The organism is Burkholderia reimsis, assembly GCF_003294055.1.
GTDB classification, from domain to species: Bacteria; Pseudomonadota; Gammaproteobacteria; order Burkholderiales; family Burkholderiaceae; genus Burkholderia; species Burkholderia cepacia.
On sequence record NZ_QMFZ01000020.1, the window covers coordinates 1 to 18,115 of the forward strand.

The 18,115-nt window shown below is 64.9% G+C and carries 10 protein-coding genes; 5 read left to right on the forward strand and 5 right to left on the reverse strand.

Translation table 11 applies throughout. The features are described from left to right. The 5 genes from DPV79_RS43770 to DPV79_RS22195 all read left to right on the forward strand — a co-directional run. On the forward strand, nt 1-1,018 hold a 1,018-nt coding region (locus DPV79_RS43770; RefSeq protein WP_341867612.1), incomplete at its 5' end, for a type VI secretion system Vgr family protein. 56 nt (nt 1,019-1,074) lie between these two features. After that, entirely contained in the window at nt 1,075-1,698 is a 624-nt protein-coding gene (locus DPV79_RS22180) for a hypothetical protein (protein ID WP_021159407.1), read from the forward strand. Between the two features lie 16 nt (nt 1,699-1,714). After that, entirely contained in the window at nt 1,715-2,998 is a 1,284-nt protein-coding gene (locus DPV79_RS42725; protein ID WP_165843550.1) for a hypothetical protein, read from the forward strand. Continuing rightward, entirely contained in the window at nt 2,995-7,503 is a 4,509-nt protein-coding gene (locus tag DPV79_RS22190; RefSeq protein WP_165843551.1) for an RHS repeat-associated core domain-containing protein, read from the forward strand. The genes DPV79_RS42725 and DPV79_RS22190 overlap by 4 nt, the downstream gene beginning before the upstream one ends. Before the next feature lie 13 nt (nt 7,504-7,516). Continuing rightward, nucleotides 7,517-7,927 carry a toxin-antitoxin system YwqK family antitoxin gene (locus DPV79_RS22195; protein ID WP_113046475.1) on the forward strand — a complete coding sequence of 137 codons (411 nt, stop codon included), beginning with the start codon at nt 7,517-7,519 and terminating at the stop codon, nt 7,925-7,927. 340 nt (nt 7,928-8,267) lie between these two features. Here the strand turns inward: DPV79_RS22195 and DPV79_RS22205 are convergent, their stop codons facing one another. The 5 genes from DPV79_RS22205 to DPV79_RS22225 all read right to left on the reverse strand — a co-directional run bounded on the left by DPV79_RS22205 (nt 8,268) and on the right by DPV79_RS22225 (nt 18,024). Continuing rightward, on the reverse strand, nt 8,268-9,347 hold the full coding sequence (locus DPV79_RS22205) for a hypothetical protein (protein WP_244321796.1): 1,080 nt from the start codon (nt 9,345-9,347) through the stop codon (nt 8,268-8,270). Between the two features lie 86 nt (nt 9,348-9,433). Continuing rightward, nucleotides 9,434-10,180: a lysozyme inhibitor LprI family protein gene (locus tag DPV79_RS43420; protein WP_021159412.1), complete on the reverse strand. Its 747-nt coding sequence runs from the start codon at nt 10,178-10,180 to the stop codon at nt 9,434-9,436. Nucleotides 10,181-10,222: 42 nt separating this feature from the next. Further along, complete coding sequence (locus DPV79_RS22215; protein WP_113046476.1) at nt 10,223-14,497, reverse strand: WGR and DUF4132 domain-containing protein; 4,275 nt, start codon at nt 14,495-14,497, stop codon at nt 10,223-10,225. A 168-nt stretch (nt 14,498-14,665) separates the two neighbouring features. Beyond that, entirely contained in the window at nt 14,666-16,903 is a 2,238-nt protein-coding gene (locus tag DPV79_RS22220) for a hypothetical protein (protein WP_113046477.1), read from the reverse strand. After that, on the reverse strand, nt 16,900-18,024 hold the full coding sequence (locus tag DPV79_RS22225) for a vWA domain-containing protein (RefSeq protein WP_059552223.1): 1,125 nt from the start codon (nt 18,022-18,024) through the stop codon (nt 16,900-16,902). Before DPV79_RS22225 ends, DPV79_RS22220 begins: the two co-directional genes overlap by 4 nt. Between the last annotated feature and the right edge of the window lie 91 nt (nt 18,025-18,115).

Consider the following 18,115-nt stretch of genomic DNA (forward strand, 5'->3'; position numbering starts at 1 on the left):
GGTGCAGATTCCGCGGGTGGGCGACGAGGTCGTCGTGGATTTCCTGAACGGCGATCCGGATGAGCCGATCGTGACCGGGCGGGTTTACAACGGCGAAAAGATGCCGCCGTGGGGGCTGCCCGGGAGCGCGACGCAGAGCGGGTTGCTGTCGCGCTCGTCACCGGGCGGGACGACCGAGCATGCGAATGCGTTCCGGTTCGAGGACAAGAAGGGCGCCGAGCAGCTGTGGATGCACGCGGAACGGAATTTCGATGCGGAGACGGAGCTCGATCATTCGCTTTCCGTCGGGAACAACCATACGCATACGGTCGGAAACGACGAGACGATGCAGGTGAAGAACAACCGGCAACGGAGCGTGGGGCAGAACGAGACGGTGAATATCGGGCAGAACCGGGTCGCGCAGATCGGGGCGAATGAGACGCATGGGGTGACGGGGAACCGCAGCGTGTCGGTCGATGGCAACAGTTCGCATACGGTGACGAAGGGGAATCACAACCTCGCCGTTGTCACCGGTACGCATGACGTCTTCGTCGAGGGGAACAGCACGCATGTCGTCGGTACCGGGTCGTATGCGACGAAGGTCAATACGGGAAGCCACTCCGTCGACGTGGCTCAGGTCGCGTCATTGGCGGCCGGCAAGTATATCGACATGGGGGCCGGAAAAAGCGGCGTGTCGATCAACAAGGATAACGTCGGGGTCCTGATTGGCGGACTCGCGAGCGATGTCGGTGTCGGCATTACCGGTCAGGGCGGCGGTGTCGACATCGCCGGATACGACAAGGGCGTGAGCATCTCCGGCTATGCGAAAGGCGTGACGATCTACGGCGAGAACGATCTCAATCTTTCAGGTAAATCGACCGCCAATCTTCAGGCACCGACGGTGAATATCGACAACGGCAAGAGCAGCTGCAACGTCAACGTCAATGCGACGAAGATCGTTCTGGCGACTGGCGGCGGTTCCATCACGCTCGACGGTTCCGGCGTGACGATCCAGGGAACGATTGCCCACATCAATTGATTTCGACCGGCAGCCTGCCGGTTGCCTGATGGCATGCGAAGCATGGGAGACATTCGATGGAAAACGAATCGGATCAATTGACGGTTGATGAAACGCTCGAAGCGGAAACGATCGAAGCGCTGCGCCGGTTGTTCGACAACGATCCGGTGCCGGATCGGACAACGCCTGCCGAGCGCCGCGAATCATCGACGATGATCGGCGAAGTGACTGATACGCACCATCCCGATGCGATGGGCCTCATTCGCGTGAAGTGGGCATTGCGGGACGACACGACATGCGAGCGCTGGCTCGAATGCGTGGACGGCGTGAAGCCTCGCATCGGCGATCGTGTGCTGCTGCAATCGCCGGCGAACTGGCCCGAGTACCTGATCGCCGGGCTGTTGATGCGGAAAGGGCATGGTGATCCGGTACAGCCGGTGGTCGAGCCCGCGATGGCGCTTTCCCTTGAAGCCGGCAAGTGCGTGCAGATCGCGGATGCATCGGGCTGCCCGCTGTTGCAGGTGCGGGCCTCGCCTGACGGGCCTGTCGTCACACTGCTGAACCGAAACGTGAACATCGAAGTCGCCGGCAAGCTGCGGTTGAGTGCGCAGTCGCTCGAACTGGAGGGCGGGCGAGGCGGTGTCGATATCCGGACCGAGGCGGACACCGTGGTGCGCAGCCGGTACGTGCGTCTGAACTGAGAGGCAGCCTGACGCCATGCATCGCGAATTCGCCGCCATCGAATCTTCGATCGAAGCGTTCATCGATCAACCTGACGATCCGACGTTGTTGATCGAAGCGACCGATAACGACGTCGTGCCGGTTCTCAAGATGATTCAATCGCTCGACGAACGAGTCGGCGATGCGGTATTCCTGAATTTTCCGTTTCCTTGCGACTCTGCCGAAGCGTATTTGCAGACCTGCATGGAGGCACTTGCACGTCAGATCGACGAAGCGAGCAGCGCGCGCGTCGAGCGTGGCGAAACAGGCTGGCTACCGTTGCCGCTGACCTGCACCGATCCAAGGCGCGCACCGGCAACACGGCTGCGCGATGCCTTCACGCACGTTCGCACGCTGATGCCGGAAGGTACCAAGGTCGTCTGGGCGTGGTTGCCGTCACCGCTTGGCGATTTCGGCGGATTCGCGAAGTTGGTGCTGCAATGCCTGGCGCTGAACGGCTTTGAGGAATGGATGGAAGGACATCGATTCTGTATCCGAGATGACCGGAAGCATCCGTGCCTGATTCCGCTTGCGCGCGACAGAAAGGCCGAGCATGTACTGATTCTTCCGGTCGATTTCTCGTCAGAGAAGGCGACCCGCCATCTGGTCGACATTGCAAACGATGCGGCCCATCCGATCGAGCAGCGCATGGGCGCCTTGATGCAGATTGCCGGGATCGACCTTGCGCATGGCAGGCTGCCCGACGCGCAGCGCAAGTACTACGCGCTCTTTTCCTTCCATGCCGAGCGCAAGGATGCGACCGGCTGCGCAGTGGCATTGCACGGGCTCGGCGATGTGGCGTTGCGCCACGGATCGCCGCGCGATGCGAAGGACTGGTATGTGCGCGCGCTGCCGGCTGCGCTCGATGGCCGGAATCTGCTGGTCGTGCTGAACGCGCTGATGGCAACGGGTAGCTGTTGCAACACGCTCGGCGAGCATGCGAAGGCGGCGACCTATTTCGATCTCGCGAGCGGTGCCGCCGGCAGGCTGATGCTCGTGCACACGAAGATCGAGGCAATGGAGAAGGGCGGTGTCGCGCTACTGGCGTGTGGCCAGGCGGCGGAAGCGGCGAAGAACTGGATCGCCGCGAAGGGTCTATGCGAGCAGTTCGTCTGCGAGCGGCAACGCATTTCCATCCTCGATCGCCTGATATCGCTCTATCGAAACGCGGGCTTGAAAATCGAGGCGCGGGCGTACGAACTGGAGAAGGATCCCCTGCACATGGCTCGCCTGCGTGGAACCGTCGCACTGACGGCCGGATACGTGCGGGCGCCCCAATGAGTGAAGTGGAAACACGGTTGACGCGTGCGTCAGCGCCTGCGGAGACTCATGCAACGCAATCGGAGTCGAAGGTCGACACCGCATGCGATTCGCTGCTCGGTACGGTCAAGTCGACGTTCGATCCGTTCAAGGAGACCTTCTCGTCGGAAGGTGGCACGCTCCACCATGTCAGCGAGGCCGTCAATTCGCTTGCGTCGTTGCAAGGCATGCCGTCGCAGTTGCTCAACACCGGTATCGCGCAGATCCCGCTGCTCGACAAGATGCCCGGGATGCCGGCGGCCACCATCGGTGTTCCGCATCTCGGTACACCGCATGCGCATAGTCATCCGCCGAGCAGCGGCTTTCCGTTGCCGAGTGTCGGGGCGACGATTGGCAGTGGGTGTTTGAGCGTGCTGATTGGGGGCATTCCTGCGGCACGCGTGCTGGATATCGGTATTGCACCGACGTGCGGCGGGATAACACCGTACTTCGATATTCAGACCGGATCGAGCAATACATTCATCGGCGGGATGCGTGCTGCGCGCATGGGTATCGACATGACGCGGCACTGCAATCCTGTGGGGCACGCGGGGCACTCGGGTGGTGAAGCGGCGAGCGTTGCCGAGAAAGGCGAGGAGGTGGCAAGCGAGGCGGCCCAGGTGTCCGGCCGGGCGAAGATGTTGGGGCGGGCAGGGAAGGCGTGGTCGGTTGGCAACGCAGCGGTCGGGCCAGCGTCGGGTGTAGCCACTGCAGCCGATGACGCGTCGCAAGGGGAGATTGCGGCGGCCGCGATGATGGCCGCGCAGACCGCAGCTGATCTCGCGTTCATGATGCTCGGCAACCTGATGGGCAAGGATCCAGGGATCGAGCCGAGTATGGGGACGCTGCTCGCCGGGGATCCGACGGTGTTGATCGGCGGGTTTCCTTTGCCAGACTCGCAGATGATGTGGCACGCGGCGAAGCACGGGATCGGGAAGAAGGTCAAGGCACGGGTTGCGAATAGACAGAAAGAAGTCAGCCCGTGCACCGACGGACATCCCGTCGATGTCGTCAGGGGTACGGCGGAAAACGAATTCATCGACTACAAAACGCAAGCGGCGCCTGCATTCAAGTGGGAGCGCTACTACTGCAGCGGCTGGCACAAACAAGACAGTCCGATTGGCTTTGGTTTTCGACACGTTTTCCAACACGAGTTGCGTCTTCTGCGAACGCGCGCCATTTATGTAGATGCGCGCAACCGGGAGCATCCATTTCCTCGGAGCGGCGCCGGTCGTTATGAAGGATGCTTTGCCGGTTATGAACTGGAGCAGTGCGATGAACGCCGCTTCGTGATCCATCATACGCGGCTTGGAAAAATGACTTTCGAGCTTCCGTATAAAGACGTTCATGTTGCCCGGCTCGTGAATCATGTCAAACCGGAATTCGAATTCAGGTTTGTTTATGACGAAAGCGGCTCACTGATACAAATCATCCAGGAAACCGGCCGCGACCACCTTCGACGGACGATTGAATTTCACTACAACGACTTCGGTCATGTCTCGGCGATTTACGTCACACCGCCGCAGGGGGAGAGGCTGTGCATCGCTCACTATCGTTACAACGCATCCGGATGCCTGGAGGTAGCGACTGATCCGCTCGGCGAGAAAATGTCTTACGGCTATGACACCCGCGGAAGAATGACCCGAGAGACGGATGCGAACGGTTACTCGTTCCACTACAAGTACGACAACGAGAGCCGATGTATTGAAAGCAGGGGACAAGACGGATTGTGGCATGTCGCGCTCGAGTACCAACCGGGCCGCACCGTAGTGACGCGTGCCGACGGAGGCAAGTGGGCTTTCCTGTACGACCGATCGCGTACGGTGACACGGATCATCGACCCGTATGGCGGAACGACCGAGCGCGTAACCGGTGGTGACGGTCGAATTCTGTGCGAGATTGATTCCGGTGGACGCACGATGCGCTGGCTTTACGACCAGCGCGGAGCAAACACCGGGCGGCTGGATCGCTGGGGAAACAGTTGGCCCACGAGGGAAGAAGTGCCAGCCCTGCCAAATCCCCTGACGCATCGGGTTCCCGACACACCGATGGGACTGCTGTATGGCTGGATTCGACCATCCGAACTGCCAGATCGATTACTCCTGCCACCGGAGATCGATAGCTTTTCGACAACGGTTTTTCCAGTCGCCCGTGTTACATCATCACCGACCGAGCAATGCGATCCGGCCGGGCACATCGTCAGCCGCACTGACATGTACGGGAATACAGAGCGCCTTCAATACGATGCTGCGGGGAATCTCGTGCGACTGCGAGACGGAGACGGGCGCGAATATCGCTACAACGTCACGTCCTGGAACTTGCGTGAAAGCGAGACAGGACCGGCGGGCAATGCAGTCAGGTACCGGTATACCGCCAAAGAGGAGGTCGCTGCGATAGTCGACGCGAATGGCAATGAGAGCGTCTACCACTACGATTTCAAAGGTCGAATTCAAAGCGTAACGCGGCACGGCGTATTGCGCGAAACCTATAAATATGACACCGGCGATCGATTGATCGAAAAGCGCGATGGTTCCGGCAACCTGCTGCTCCATTTTGAGATTGGCGACAACGGTCTTCACAGTAAGCGAGTGCTATCGAGCGGTACCACACATTTCTACCAGTACGATTCGCGCGCGAATATTACAAAGGCCTCGACGAACAGGTACGACGTCAAATTAACCTATGACTCACAGGGCCGGCGCACTTCGGATAAACGCGATGGCTTGGGTGTCGAACACGGTTACGTCAAAAAATCGCTAGCCAGTACCACCTATCTTGATCGATATACCGTCCGTTATGAATCTGTCGGTCATGGTGAAATACACATTCATACGCCCGTGGGCGGTAGCCACCGTCTTGTGCGTTCACGCGATGGGCAGGTCCTGCTATGCCTAGGCAACGGCACAAATATCCTCCATACCTTCGACGCGAACGGTTGGTGTATCGGACGAACCAGGTGGATCTCCGATCGACCTGAGTCCGTTCATTGTGTGACGTATGTATACAGTGCAACGGGGGAACTGCGGAGCGTAACCGATAGCGCAACGGGCACAACCGAGTATCAATACGATGCCGCGCACCGCTTGATTGGCGAAACCCGCGACGGATTTCACACGCGGCGCTTCCAGTATGACGCGGGGGGGAATCTTCTGTCATCGCCGACATGTGCGTGGATGCGCTATACCGAGGGCAACCGACTCTCGGCATCGGCGACGAGCATATTCCGCTATACCGACCGAAATCATCTTGCCGAAAGCATTACCGGCGATGACCGTCGTACCGTCTACCGCTATGACAGCATGGACTTGCTGGTGGCGGTCGATTGGAGCGATCAACAAAATTCCTGGACCGCAGAGTATGACGGACTGTGTCGCCGCATCTACAAGTCCATCGGTGAACAGCGCACTGACTTCTTTTGGGACGATGACCGCCTTGTAGCCGAGAGAAGTCCCGGCGGGCGCCTGCGACTTTACGTATACCCAAGCGAAGCCGCCTATGTTCCGTTCATGCTGATCGACTACGAATCCGTGGATGCTGAGCCGGGCAGTGGAATCGCATATTTTCTACAACACAATCAGGTTGGACTGCCCGACCTGATCACGAACCAGGAGAACGGTGTCGTCTGGAAACCCGACGATATCGATCCGTACGGCGCAATTTCCGTTTCGAACGAAAGCTTGATCGACTACGATCTCCGCTTTCCGGGTCACTACCATGATGTCGAAACCGGCATACACTCCAATCGGTTTCGGTCGTACAGCCCGACACTCGGGCGCTACCTGCAGTCGGATCCCGCCGGCCAGGCCGGTGGCATCAATTTATATGCGTATACGGCAAATCCGGTTGTCCGGGTGGACGTTCTGGGGTTGGCGGAAAGTGGTTGCGGATCCAGCCTCGGCGAAGAAGTCGCAGACAACAAGAAAAAGGGTTCGGAGACCGAGAAAGCACACGACGCGCCCGCGCACGGCGAGCACGACCTTGACGAACTTCGGCAAGAGCTTGGGGCGCTCGCACAAACCGCCTGGCAGAAGATGAAGGACGCCAATGCTCGAGGTGATCGAACGGTCACTCTTGACGACGGGACTGTCTTGAAGACCGGTGACACGACGATGGGGCCGTGTCTTTCTGTTGTGAAGGATTTGACAACGGGAGCCATCTACTACGGACAGAACACGGGGAAGCGCCCGCGCGGGTTGCGTTCACCGCTCAAGGAGCAGACCGAGAAAGTCGCGATCGCCAACGAGGAAAAAAGTCCTTCCCCATATCCGAACAATCCTGGGTGGACGCGAAACAAAGGCATCCCGGGTTCGCACTCCGAAGTACAGGCGGCCAACCAGGCGTTGGAGGCACGGCCCGGTGCCCAGCTGAATGAGTTGGCTGTCTATAATGTCCGCACAGAAATGGACAAGGCAGACGCTGGCGAGCCTATGCCTCGATGCGACAACTGCAAGCCAATTACTGACGGCATTATTGCTCTAACCGACTAAGAGGTACTTTCTGATGCAACGCATTCTTTCCAGTCAACTCGAGTATCCCGGAGACGGTCTCTATTATCTCGATGGCGAGCCTTTTTCAGGCGTTTCTTATACGCTCAGAGATGGATGGGAAAAATCGGAAACTGAGATCCGTCAGGGCTTGCAGTGGGGTACGACGAAAGAGTGGTACGAACCGGGACGGCCAATGCGAGAAGCGACGTTCTTCAAGGGCGTACTCCATGGACGTGCTCGTGAATGGCACAAGAATGGCCAGCTTGCCGAGGATGGCGAATACGAATATGGGATCACCCTGTGGGAAAAAAGCTGGGATGAGAGCGGCACACTCCTGGACGACTTCCGGTTGAGCGAGGATGACGAGGATTTTCAAGTTCTGCAGGAGTATCGCGCCCTGTATCGGAAAGACAGTTCCGCGTAGGCAGCTTCTTACAGGAAAGGAGGTTGCCGCGGCCAGGCCGCTGTGGCGACTGTCCACGTTCGGACGTGAGCGACAAGCCTTGGGCTCGTCGCCCATGTCAATATGAAATTTTACATAACGTGAATTATCGGTGGTTTTTGTTGTAGTGGCTAGATTGAAATGTCCGCTTTGGGGGTGCGGCTGAACGGCTGGAATTGACGACCCGGCAGGCCTGCCGGCTGGTCGCCCGGTTACGTGAGCACGGGCCGGCGGGACTGGTGTCGGGACACCGGTCGAAGCCCGGCAACCGCAGCCTGGATTCAGGAGCCGCTGACCGGGCGCTGTCGATCATCCGCGCTCGCTACGCCGATTTAGCCCGCCGCATCAAACCAGATACGCGGCCACTTCCTCCCGCGTCAGGAACCGCACCAGCGTCACGGACGGGTTCTGCGCCGGATGGCAGACGCCATTGAAGCCGTTCCAGCTCCTCTTGATACCCTCTTCCGTCTCCAGCGCGATCAGTACGCATTTGCCGTGCTTGCGGTGGCTGCGCAACGACGCTTCGCCCCATGCGAGCGCCAGGTTGTCGACCAGCACGCCGTTCGCGTACGCATGCGCCTGCAGCCAGTGAAACTCCGACGAATCCTGATCTTCGATCTTCGTCGCCGCTCCTCGGCGCGATCGGCTTGCCGACGCGCAGCGTCCGCGCATGTTCGCCGATCAGGCGCTGAAGCAGCGTGAACGCATGGAACGTGTTGTTGACCGCATGCGCGCTGGCGACGAAGCCCGTGCCGGAAGCCGGCAGCACGACGACGCACTCCGGTTCGTAGCTCAACGCCGACGCTGCACACAGAAAGTGCAACTGATCGAACGGCAAACTGTCGTTGTCGGCGATCCGCTCCAGCAACGCCTGCAGCGCGGTGTCTGCCACGAGATCGCCGTGATTGTCGCGATCGCGCATCAGCATCGCCATCAGCGGCAGGACGAGCGTATCGACCGCGTCCCGCAACGCATCGATTTCCCGGCCCTGTCGCCCGTCGAGCGCATCGAGCCGTTGCCGGGCGGCATGCCAGTTGAGCCGTTCGTCGTCGGTGGCGCCGTCGTCGTCATCCTCGACTGCCCTTGCGCAAAACGGCGCGAGTTCAGGCAGCCACGCCCCAAGCCTCGCCAGCGCGGCCGGAAACAGGATGCGCGGATCGGCCCCACCCTCGACGATCGCGCCACCGAGCAACGCCAGCAACGCCGCGCGATTCGGATGCAGCGCCGGCAGCTCGGCCGCACACGCGTGCAGGATCGCGTCGGCGCGGCGACGGTCCTGCGCCTGCGCACGCAGTTCGTCGACTTCGGCCAGTTCGAAGAAGTCGTCCAGCGTGAAGAGATCGGTTTCGTCGAGGACGGGCCGGTGCAGGACGGCAAGGAGCTCAGGTGTCAGCTGCGTCATGGTTGGCATGGCAGGAACGGGCGAATGGGCGACAGGCGTGACCGAGGCGGTCGGCGTGTCGGTTTGCAGACGTGCGGTTCAGACGGTCATTCAAATTGGAAGCCTTTGTTCGGCGCGTGCTCCTCGTCGATATACGTGCCCTGAAAATCCACGTCGTTGCCGTGGCCGAGCACGGTCCCGCATTGACCGCGCTGTTCGACTTCCATCTGCGCACCGTGAATGGCGAAATCGAGCTGGCAGCCGTCGGCGCCCACGTGGAATGCCTTGCCGTCGGCCCGCACGACGGCGTCTGCCTTGTATTCCCGTCCGCTGTTTTCACCGTTCCACGACGACGCGTCGAACGTCAGCCGTGCCGCATCGGCATACGGGTTGAGGTGAATCATGATGATTCCGCCGCGATTGCGCGGCAACGGCCTGGACGAAATCTCCAGGAGCGTCCACGTTTGCGACCAGTGGAAGTCGTTGATGTCGAGCACGATTTCGGGGTTGGGCTGGGAAAGCTGCTGCAGCCGCCGGAGATAGCTGGTACGCAGGCAGTCGACGTCTCGTCCGCAGGCATCCCGTTGGCTTCGCCAGCCGCGCTGATCGCGCTTCAGTCCATTGAGGCCGGAGTCGCCGTGCGACCTGTCGACGCGTTGCGGCGCAAGCGACCACGCGATCGCGAGCTGATCGTCGAGTTTCGACAACTCGGGGACGGCGCATATCGTTTGCTCCGCCGGTTGTCTGGCCAGATGGCAATTGAAGGACGCGGCGTATACGGTGCCGGCGAACCAGAAGGACGCCGGCAGCAATGCAATGCGGGCCAGCGTCCGGAGGGCAATCGTTGTCTTCATGTCGAACTGGATGAAGGTGAATGGTCATGCAAGGGTCACGTGTTACTCCCGCATCCCCTCCAGATCGCGAATCAACTCGCTTGCCGAGATTTCGTCGAGCGTCGACAGCGCATCGGGCTCGCGAATGCTGCCCCAGTTCGACGGCGAACCGGCCTGCAACGCGCCGAGTTGCTGATCCGGATTCATGTCGACCGCCCCGACGAAGATCCCCGGGTCCAGCGACAGTTCGATCACCTTGCCCGCGCCGAGCGGCTTCGTGAAATACCAGATGCAGCCTGCGTCCTCGACCTGGCCGCGCCGCCAGCCCTTGTTGACGAGCCCGAGCACGCGGCCGGTCGGCACCTTGACGCCCTTCCAGCGTTCGAGCTGCCGCCCGTTGCGCTCGTCGTCGGTCAGCCGGTACACGTCGCGACCGAGCTGCGCGAACGGCTGCAGCAGCTCGTAGTCGGCGAACACCTGCCCGAATGCGGCGGCATCGGCCGGCGCGATCTCCAGCGCATGCGGCACCCCGATGCGGATCGTCGCGCCCTCCGGCAACGTAAACGCATCGTCGTCGGCAGTCGCCGCCGTGCCGTCTTCCGCCACGCGGAAGCAGGCCTTCAGCGTGCCGCCGAAGTTGCCGCCGTCGTCGACTTCGTACACACCCCAGACAAGGCGCTGGACAAGGTGGCGCACGAGCGGATGCTCGGCGAGAAACGTGCGAAACACCTCGGGTGTCCAGCGGCGGCGCCCGCACATCGCGACCTCGAGCCGCGCGACCTGCTGGCTCGCGATGGTGCGCGCATCCTTCTTCAGCACCTTGAAGCGCTCGACCGCTTCCTTGCCCTTCACGGGATCGTCGGTCTTCTTCGGCTTCGGCAGATCGGCGAGCCGCGCGCCGGCCGCGCCGTCGGCGCCGGTCTCGCGCACATACGGCTTGAGCGTCTCGTCGAAGCCGACCCGGAATGCACGCGGACCGAAGTCGAGCAGCATCGTCCCCTGTTCGTCGAGCCCGAGATCCGGCGCGAGACGGTCCTCCAGTTCCTCGGACGACAGCCCGCGCGCTTCCGCGATCGCATCGATCTTCTCTCGCGCACGGTCCTGCAGCGCGCGGAACTTGACCTTCTGCGCGATGCCGTTGAGCAGCATCAGCGCGACGTCGCTGCCGATCGAGGCCAGCACGTCGAGGCCGGTCGCCGCGCGTGCATGCGCCGATTCGCCGGGCCACGTGCGGATCAGCGGCGTCAGCTTGCGTGCGGTGTCGTCGTTGCCGAACAGGCCCAGCGCGGTGAGCGCCCAACCCTCCTTGCCCGGCGCGCCGGCATCGAGCCATGCGTTGAAGCAGTCCCACGCGAAATCGGCCAGCGACTCCGCCGTGCACGCGTCCTTCACGACATCGATGCCGCCGTAGACGCCTTCACCGGTCGGGAACGTCAGCATCTGGCCGAGATGGTCGAGCGCGTCGTCCGGCAGCGCCTTGCCGTTTTTCAGCACCGGCCGGCGCCAGCCGCGCGGCTGCCAGAATTCGGGCAGCTTGCTGCGCTTGGTCGGAAAACGGTCGAGCGGGCTCTCGTCGAGCACGGCGCGCACCGCTTGCGGCACCGCGTCGTCGGCATAGCGCGAGGCGACGTCGATCAGCAGCGCCTCGTGGCCGTTCGCCTGCAGCAAACGCAGCGCCGCGCCGGCGCAGTCGCGCGCTTCGCCCGGCTTGCCGAGCGACGGTGCGATCAGGCCGCAGGCCGCATGCTCCGGAAACTTGAGCAGCCACGCACGGCCGTCGTCACGCAAGGTCTTCAGCTTCGCGAACGCGCGGGCCGCGATCGGCGCGCATTCGACGGCGCCGTAATTCAGCGCGTAGCCGAAATTCTCGGTCGGCTTGTTGCGCACGGTCGCGATGAGGCCGGGCAACGCGGGCAGGCCGAAGGTCGCCATCACCAGGGTCACGCCCGCCGTGCTGTGTTCGCCTGCCACCGCGTTCCAGATGTCGACGGCCACCGCGGCCGGCAACAGCGTCAGGTATTCGGCGCGCAGCCAGTACCAGAAGTAACGCTCGCGCTTGCGCGCGTCGATCATCGCGCGCCACGCGGCGACGAACGCCGGCGCGTCACCGTGCCGGATCGCCTTCGCCGCCGCCTCGCCGAGCGGCCCGTAGTATTTTTTGCTCGCGTCGAAACCGAGGCCGTCGATCAGCGTCATCGTGTCCTTCGACGCCGCGGCGAGCCGCTTCACTTCCCACTGGTCGGGCGTTTTCGCCTGCTTGCGCTTCGCTTCGTCCCAGCATTCGACCGCTGCCAGTTCGAGCGGCTCCAGCGTGAGCGCAGCCGCCCGCTTCTGCCGCGCGGCAAGCCAGGGGGGCGCGGCCAGCACACCCGGCAATTCCTCGGCCGATGCGACCTCGGCCGGGCCGGCCAGCAGCGCGAGGAGCTTGTCGATCACGGCCTGGGCCGGTGCGTCGAGCCACGGCCGCAGCCCATCGACGTGCGCCGTATGCGCGCGCAACAGGCGCGTGAGGCTCGGCGTCAGCAGCCCGGCATCCTTGCCGCCCGCGGCCACGAGCCGCGACAGCGCGACCATGCCGGCCAGCGGCCAGCGATCGAGCGACAGCGACAGGCGCGCGAGCGCGCCCTTCGAACCGCTGGCGACCTTCGCCAGCGCAGCCACCGCGTCGGGTGTGCCGATCGCGGCGAGCGCGTCGCCCGCCTCGTCGGCGGCAGCGCCGCGTTCGAGCACGTCGAACGCGACCGTGCCGCGCTCGCGCAGCACGGTCGCGACCATCCGCGACATTCCCCAGAACTCGCGGCCATAGCTGTTCGGCCGGATTTTCCCGGCCACCGCGATCGCATCGGGATCGGTCGCGGTCAGCAGCATCCAGTGCAGCGTCTCGGGCACGTCGGGTTCAGCGCTCAGCCTGCGCACCAGCGCATTCGACAACTGCGGCACATCGGGCAACAACAGTGCGGGTATCGGCTGGCGGGTCGGGTGCAGCGCCGGCAACGCGGCCTCGATCCTGTCGACGCAGGCCTGCCAGTCCGCCTCGCTCGCCGCGGCAAGATGCTCGCGCAGCGCCGCCTCACCGCCGACGATCGGCCCGCGCCAGCTCCCGCGCACCGGGCCTTCGACATTCGTCGAGAAACGATGGAGGCGGCGCTGCGCCTGACGGTCGTAATCGGCGTGCACGTGGATTTTCAACGCGTCGAGCAGCACGTCGATCGCGCCCGTCAATCCGTATTGCGCAACCAGGTAGTCGGCGACCGGGCGGCCGATCGTGGTTTCGCCGTGATAGTCGCCCACGGTCATCGCCAGTGCGAACAGCACGGCGTCGGCTTGCGCGTCCGCCACCGGCCCGGCGATCGGCGTACGCGCGGCCAGCCGGTCGAGCATCCGCTGGGCGGCCGGCCGCAGCGCCGCGTCGGTCGCGCCGATGTCGATCGAGTACCCGTCCTTGCCTTCGATCTTCAGCCATGCAGCGCGGACGTCGAGCGCGGTCACCGGGACGGGAAAACGGCGGGACGCATAGGCTTCGCGCAGGATCTGCGGCGACAGCCGCACGGGATCGCCGTGCATCAGCCACGGCGGGGCGCCGGTGTCGGCGACGGCGGGTGCGGCAGGCGCCGGTGCGGCGGCCGCCTCGGACGCCAACCACTCGCCGAGTGCCACGGCAGTTGCCTGCCCGTGCTCGTGCACGCTGGCCGACGCGCCCCAGCCATGCAGCAGACGGCGCGACTTGAGCAGGTCGAGCGCCATCGCGGCGCCCTGGTCGCCGACGTCGTAGCGGCGCTTGATCACGGCGACCGTCAACGTCTCGCCGGGCTTCAGGTCGCCGTTCGCGATCTGCGCGCGCACGGTCTCGAAGACACGCTCGCACTGGGCGTCGAAACCTTCGGCGGCGACGGGCGGCAAGGGCACGGCGGCGGTGGAGGTGGAGGCGCTGGAAACCGTTGAACGCGGCGTCGATGCCGCCGGCTGGGCCGACGGTGTGGGCGGCACACCCTTCGCGGCTTTCGCCGCTGCGGGTTGCGCGTTCGCGGCCGGTTCCGCGTCTGTCGGCGCCTGCGGCACCGCGGCCGGGGTTGCCGGCGACGCGACGGCCGGCGGCTTGGCGGCAGTCGCGCCAATGCTGGCGCCGGCCGCTACCGCGACTTCGGCATAACCCTTGCCGGTCTTCTCCTTGACGAGCTTGTCGAGCGCGGCGCGCGCCTTCGCGTCGTCCGCGAACGACTTCGTCTGGCTCTGGCCCGCGGTGCCGATGCGGCCCCAGCGGATATTGAGCCCGGAGCCTTCCTGCTCCACTTCCCAGAACTTGCTGGAGTTGCCTTCGATCAGTTCAAAACGACGCATCCGTTCCCTCTCACTCGGATCGACGACGCGGCACGATGCCGCGCCCGCATGCCATGGCCGCAACGCAGCCATGACGCCCTCTCGTTCATTCATCCCGCGAGCCGTGCAGCCTGCCCGACGGCTCGCGGTGTCGGGCGCCGACTGCTCGCCCGTTCGACGGTCATACCGTCATTGCTCGACGATGCCCAGCAGCAGCAACGTCAGCGAACCCAGTTGCGCCAGGATCGACGCCGATTGCGCACCGCGCAGGCCGTCGGCCAGCGTGCGCAGCAGTCGCCCCGCGTGCGCGAGGCCGGCGCGCTCCAGTCGCGTGGCCTGCGCCAGCGCACGCTCGACCGCGCCGCCGCCCTGATGGCGCATGCCCTGGCGCAGCCATTCGGCCAGCAGCGCCAGCGTGTCCTCCGCGAGCGCGACCAGCGCGGGCAACGACTCGCGCCCGCCGGCCAGCGGCAGCGGTTGCGGCGCCGTCGTTTCGGTCTGCAGCACGACGGCGCGCTGCGCGGTCAACACGGCCAGCGGCCGCATCACGGCCGTGCCCGCATGCAGCCGGACGGTACCCGCCAGCGCGCGCAACGCGCCCCATTCGCCGGACAGCGCGCGCGCCAGCGCATCGACCGCGCCGGGTGCCACGGCGCGATGCGGCAGCGCGAGGTGCAGCACATCGTCGCCGTCCACATCGGCCGTCCCTGCTTCCCCCTGCTCGAGCCGCGCGTGCAGCACCTGGGCAGCCGCATCCCAATGGACCGACCGCACGACCATCGGCTCGAACGCGACCACGTGCAGCGACCCGGCCGCGCCGGCCGCCGCGCCGTTCGCCGCCTGTCTCGGCCGCACGAAGTCGGGCAGCGCGTCACGCAGGTGCGCGACGAGCGCCGCGATGCCCGGCTGGCGGATCGGCGCGACCAGATCGTCCCAGGAGGTCGGCGACAGCGGCAGCACGCCTGTCTGCCGCACGCCGGCGGAGATGTCGACCGCACCGTTCGCGCGCCGCTTCGCGGTCTTCGTGACGACCTGCCCGGCAGCGATCTGCCGCAACGGAAAACCCGCGACGCGGCGGCCGGCCAGATCCGGCGCACGGCCGCCGGCCGCGACGTCGGCGGCACGCGGCCAGTTGCGCGTCAGCACCATCACGGTCTGCGTATCGGGATCGGCAAACAGCACGCTCGCCCCCTCTTCCGCGTCGTCGGCCCACAGCTCGACGCCGAGCGACACCAGCCGCAGATGATCGAGTTCCACCTCGCCCTTCACGCCGATGCCGAGCATCTGGCGGGCCGGCACGGCGGCACCCTCAAGCTGCGTCGCGGCGGACAACGCCGCGCGCAAGCGCGCCCACAGTTCGGCCAGCACGCGCACGAGCCGCAGCGGCTCGAAACGGCTGCTGCGCGCATGCTGCGCGTGCACGAGCTGCCAGGCTTCGTCGAGCGCGTCGTCGACCCACTGCCAGCCGCGCTCGCCCAGGCGGCCGCGCAGCGACTCCACGCGCGCGGCCAGCGCGATCGGCGGCTGGCTCGAGCCGTCCAGCCACAGCGCGTGTACCAGCCTGTCGAGGTCGGCGATCAGCGCGTGCGCCGCTTCGTCACGCAACGGCGACCGGTCGTCGCCACACTCGTCTTCTTCGCCGGCCGGCGGGCGCACCTCGACGATCGTTTCCGATAAACCATCGGCCGATGCCCCGGCCTGTCGGAATGCCCAGACGGCCAGCACGACGTGCGCGCAGCCGCTGCCTTGCCGGCAGTCGCAACGCGCATGCGCGAGCGAGCGTCGCGAGAAGAACCGCACGGTACACATCGGCAGGCGTGCAACCGGCGACGACTGTGCGCCGGACCACGGCTGCACGGTCACGGCGGGCCGCGCGGCCGCCATGCGCGCGGCCTGTTCGAGCACCGACGGCGCAAAACTCGCCGCCAGTGCGGCATCGTCGAAATCGGCGGGGCTCCATGCGCGATCCGCGGACGACGTGCCGTTCGTGTCGTCGCCCGGCGGCGCATCGTCCGCACCGGCACCTGTTGCGCCGCGTGCGACATCGTCCGGATTGCAGATCGATTCATCGCGCGTATCGGCCTGCCCCGTCTCGTCGTCTCCGCCTGCACGCACCTCGCCCGGGGCAGCCGCTTCGGTCCCCCGCATGCTCGCCTGATAGGCGAACACCAGCATCACGCGATGCCGGCACATGCCGCTCGCGGTGCAGTTGCACGCCGCGTCGCGCAAGGTCCGGCCCGGCGGCAAGCTGGTACGCACGCCGTCGGCGAACGACGCGTGCACCGTACCGTCGCCGTCGACGGCCACCGTCGGCACTGCGCCGGCGGCAACATCCTTCTGGGCGCGCTTGACGAACCCGGCGTTGGCGAGCGCCGTCAGCGCTTCGGGCGTCAGTTCGAGGAGGTCGTCGCGGATCGGCGCGCTCATCCCTGCACCTTCTCGGCGAGCCACGCGGCCAGTTGGCCGGGCGTCATCGCGCCGACTTGCGCACCGGCGTTCACGAGCCGCGCGGCCATCTCGCGATCGTAGGCGGGCTCGGCAGCCGAATCGAGCGCGGCCAGCCCGAGCACGCGCGCGCCGCTCTCGGCCAGCGCCTTCACGCGGCGCACGAGCTCGTAGCCGCTGCCGCCTTCATAGAAATCGCTGACCAGCACGATGATCGTGCGGGCGGGATTCGCGACGCACGACTGCGCATACGCGACGGCCTTCGCGATGTCCGTGCCGCCGCCGAGCTGGACCTTCATCAACAGCTCGACCGGGTCGGACACGTCGGCGGTCAGGTCGACCACCGACGTGTCGAAGGCCACGAGCCGCGTGCGCATGCCCGGCAATTGCCACAGGCACGCGGCCATCACCGCGCTGTGAATCACCGAGTTGACCATCGACCCGCTCTGGTCGACGAGCAGCACGATGTCCCACGGCTCGGCGTGGCGACGCGTGCGACTGTTGAAGACCGGCGTGTCGAGATACAGCTTGCGCCGCTCGGGATGCCAGTGACGCAGGTTCGCGGCTAGCGTGCGTGTGTAGTCGAAATTGCGCGCGATCTTCATCCGCGAGCGCCGGCGCCGGTCGCGGGTGCCGCTGAAGGCCTGCCGCACGTCGGTCGCCAGCCGCTCCATGATTCGCCGGACCACCTCGGCAACCAGCCGCCGCGCCGCCGCCAGCACCTCGGGATTCATCAGGTGCTTGGTGTGCAGCACGGCGCGCAGCAACGATTCGGACGGCTCGATCCGCTCCAGCACCTCGAGGTTCGTGACGACTTCGTCGATGCCGAAACGCTCGACCGCGTCGCGCTCGAGCCGGTCGATTACCTCCTTCGGAAACAGCGTGTGGATCGTGTTGATCCAGTCCGGCGTGCTCAGCGCGGACGGCCCGAGGCCGGCCCCGCGCTCGCCGCGCTGCGCGCGGTCGTCGTCGCGACCGTACAGCCAGTCGAGCGCCGCATCGGCGGCCCGCGCGTCCGCACCCGGCGTGCCGCATGCGGCCTCGGCCGGTTCGCCGAGCAGCAGGCGCCAGCGTTCGAGCGGACCGGGAATGTTCAGCGGCATGGCAGGACTCGCGGAAAACGCGCCGCACCGTGCCGTGACGGCGCGACATCGTGGTGAAGGAAGCGGAAGCCGGATGCGCGGCGGCCTGTCG

Excerpts from the sequence above, each read along its gene's own strand:
- DPV79_RS22180 (WP_021159407.1), top strand. The coding sequence starts at position 1,075 with ATGGAAAACGAATCGGATCAATTGACGGTTGATGAAACGCTCGAAGCG.
- DPV79_RS42725 (WP_165843550.1), top strand. The coding sequence starts at position 1,715 with ATGCATCGCGAATTCGCCGCCATCGAATCTTCGATCGAAGCGTTCATC.
- DPV79_RS22190 (WP_165843551.1), top strand. The coding sequence starts at position 2,995 with ATGAGTGAAGTGGAAACACGGTTGACGCGTGCGTCAGCGCCTGCGGAG.
- DPV79_RS22195 (WP_113046475.1), top strand. The coding sequence starts at position 7,517 with ATGCAACGCATTCTTTCCAGTCAACTCGAGTATCCCGGAGACGGTCTC.
- DPV79_RS22205 (WP_244321796.1), bottom strand. The coding sequence starts at position 9,347 with ATGACGCAGCTGACACCTGAGCTCCTTGCCGTCCTGCACCGGCCCGTC.
- DPV79_RS43420 (WP_021159412.1), bottom strand. The coding sequence starts at position 10,180 with ATGAAGACAACGATTGCCCTCCGGACGCTGGCCCGCATTGCATTGCTG.
- DPV79_RS22215 (WP_113046476.1), bottom strand. The coding sequence starts at position 14,497 with ATGCGTCGTTTTGAACTGATCGAAGGCAACTCCAGCAAGTTCTGGGAA.
- DPV79_RS22220 (WP_113046477.1), bottom strand. The coding sequence starts at position 16,903 with ATGAGCGCGCCGATCCGCGACGACCTCCTCGAACTGACGCCCGAAGCG.
- DPV79_RS22225 (WP_059552223.1), bottom strand. The coding sequence starts at position 18,024 with ATGCCGCTGAACATTCCCGGTCCGCTCGAACGCTGGCGCCTGCTGCTC.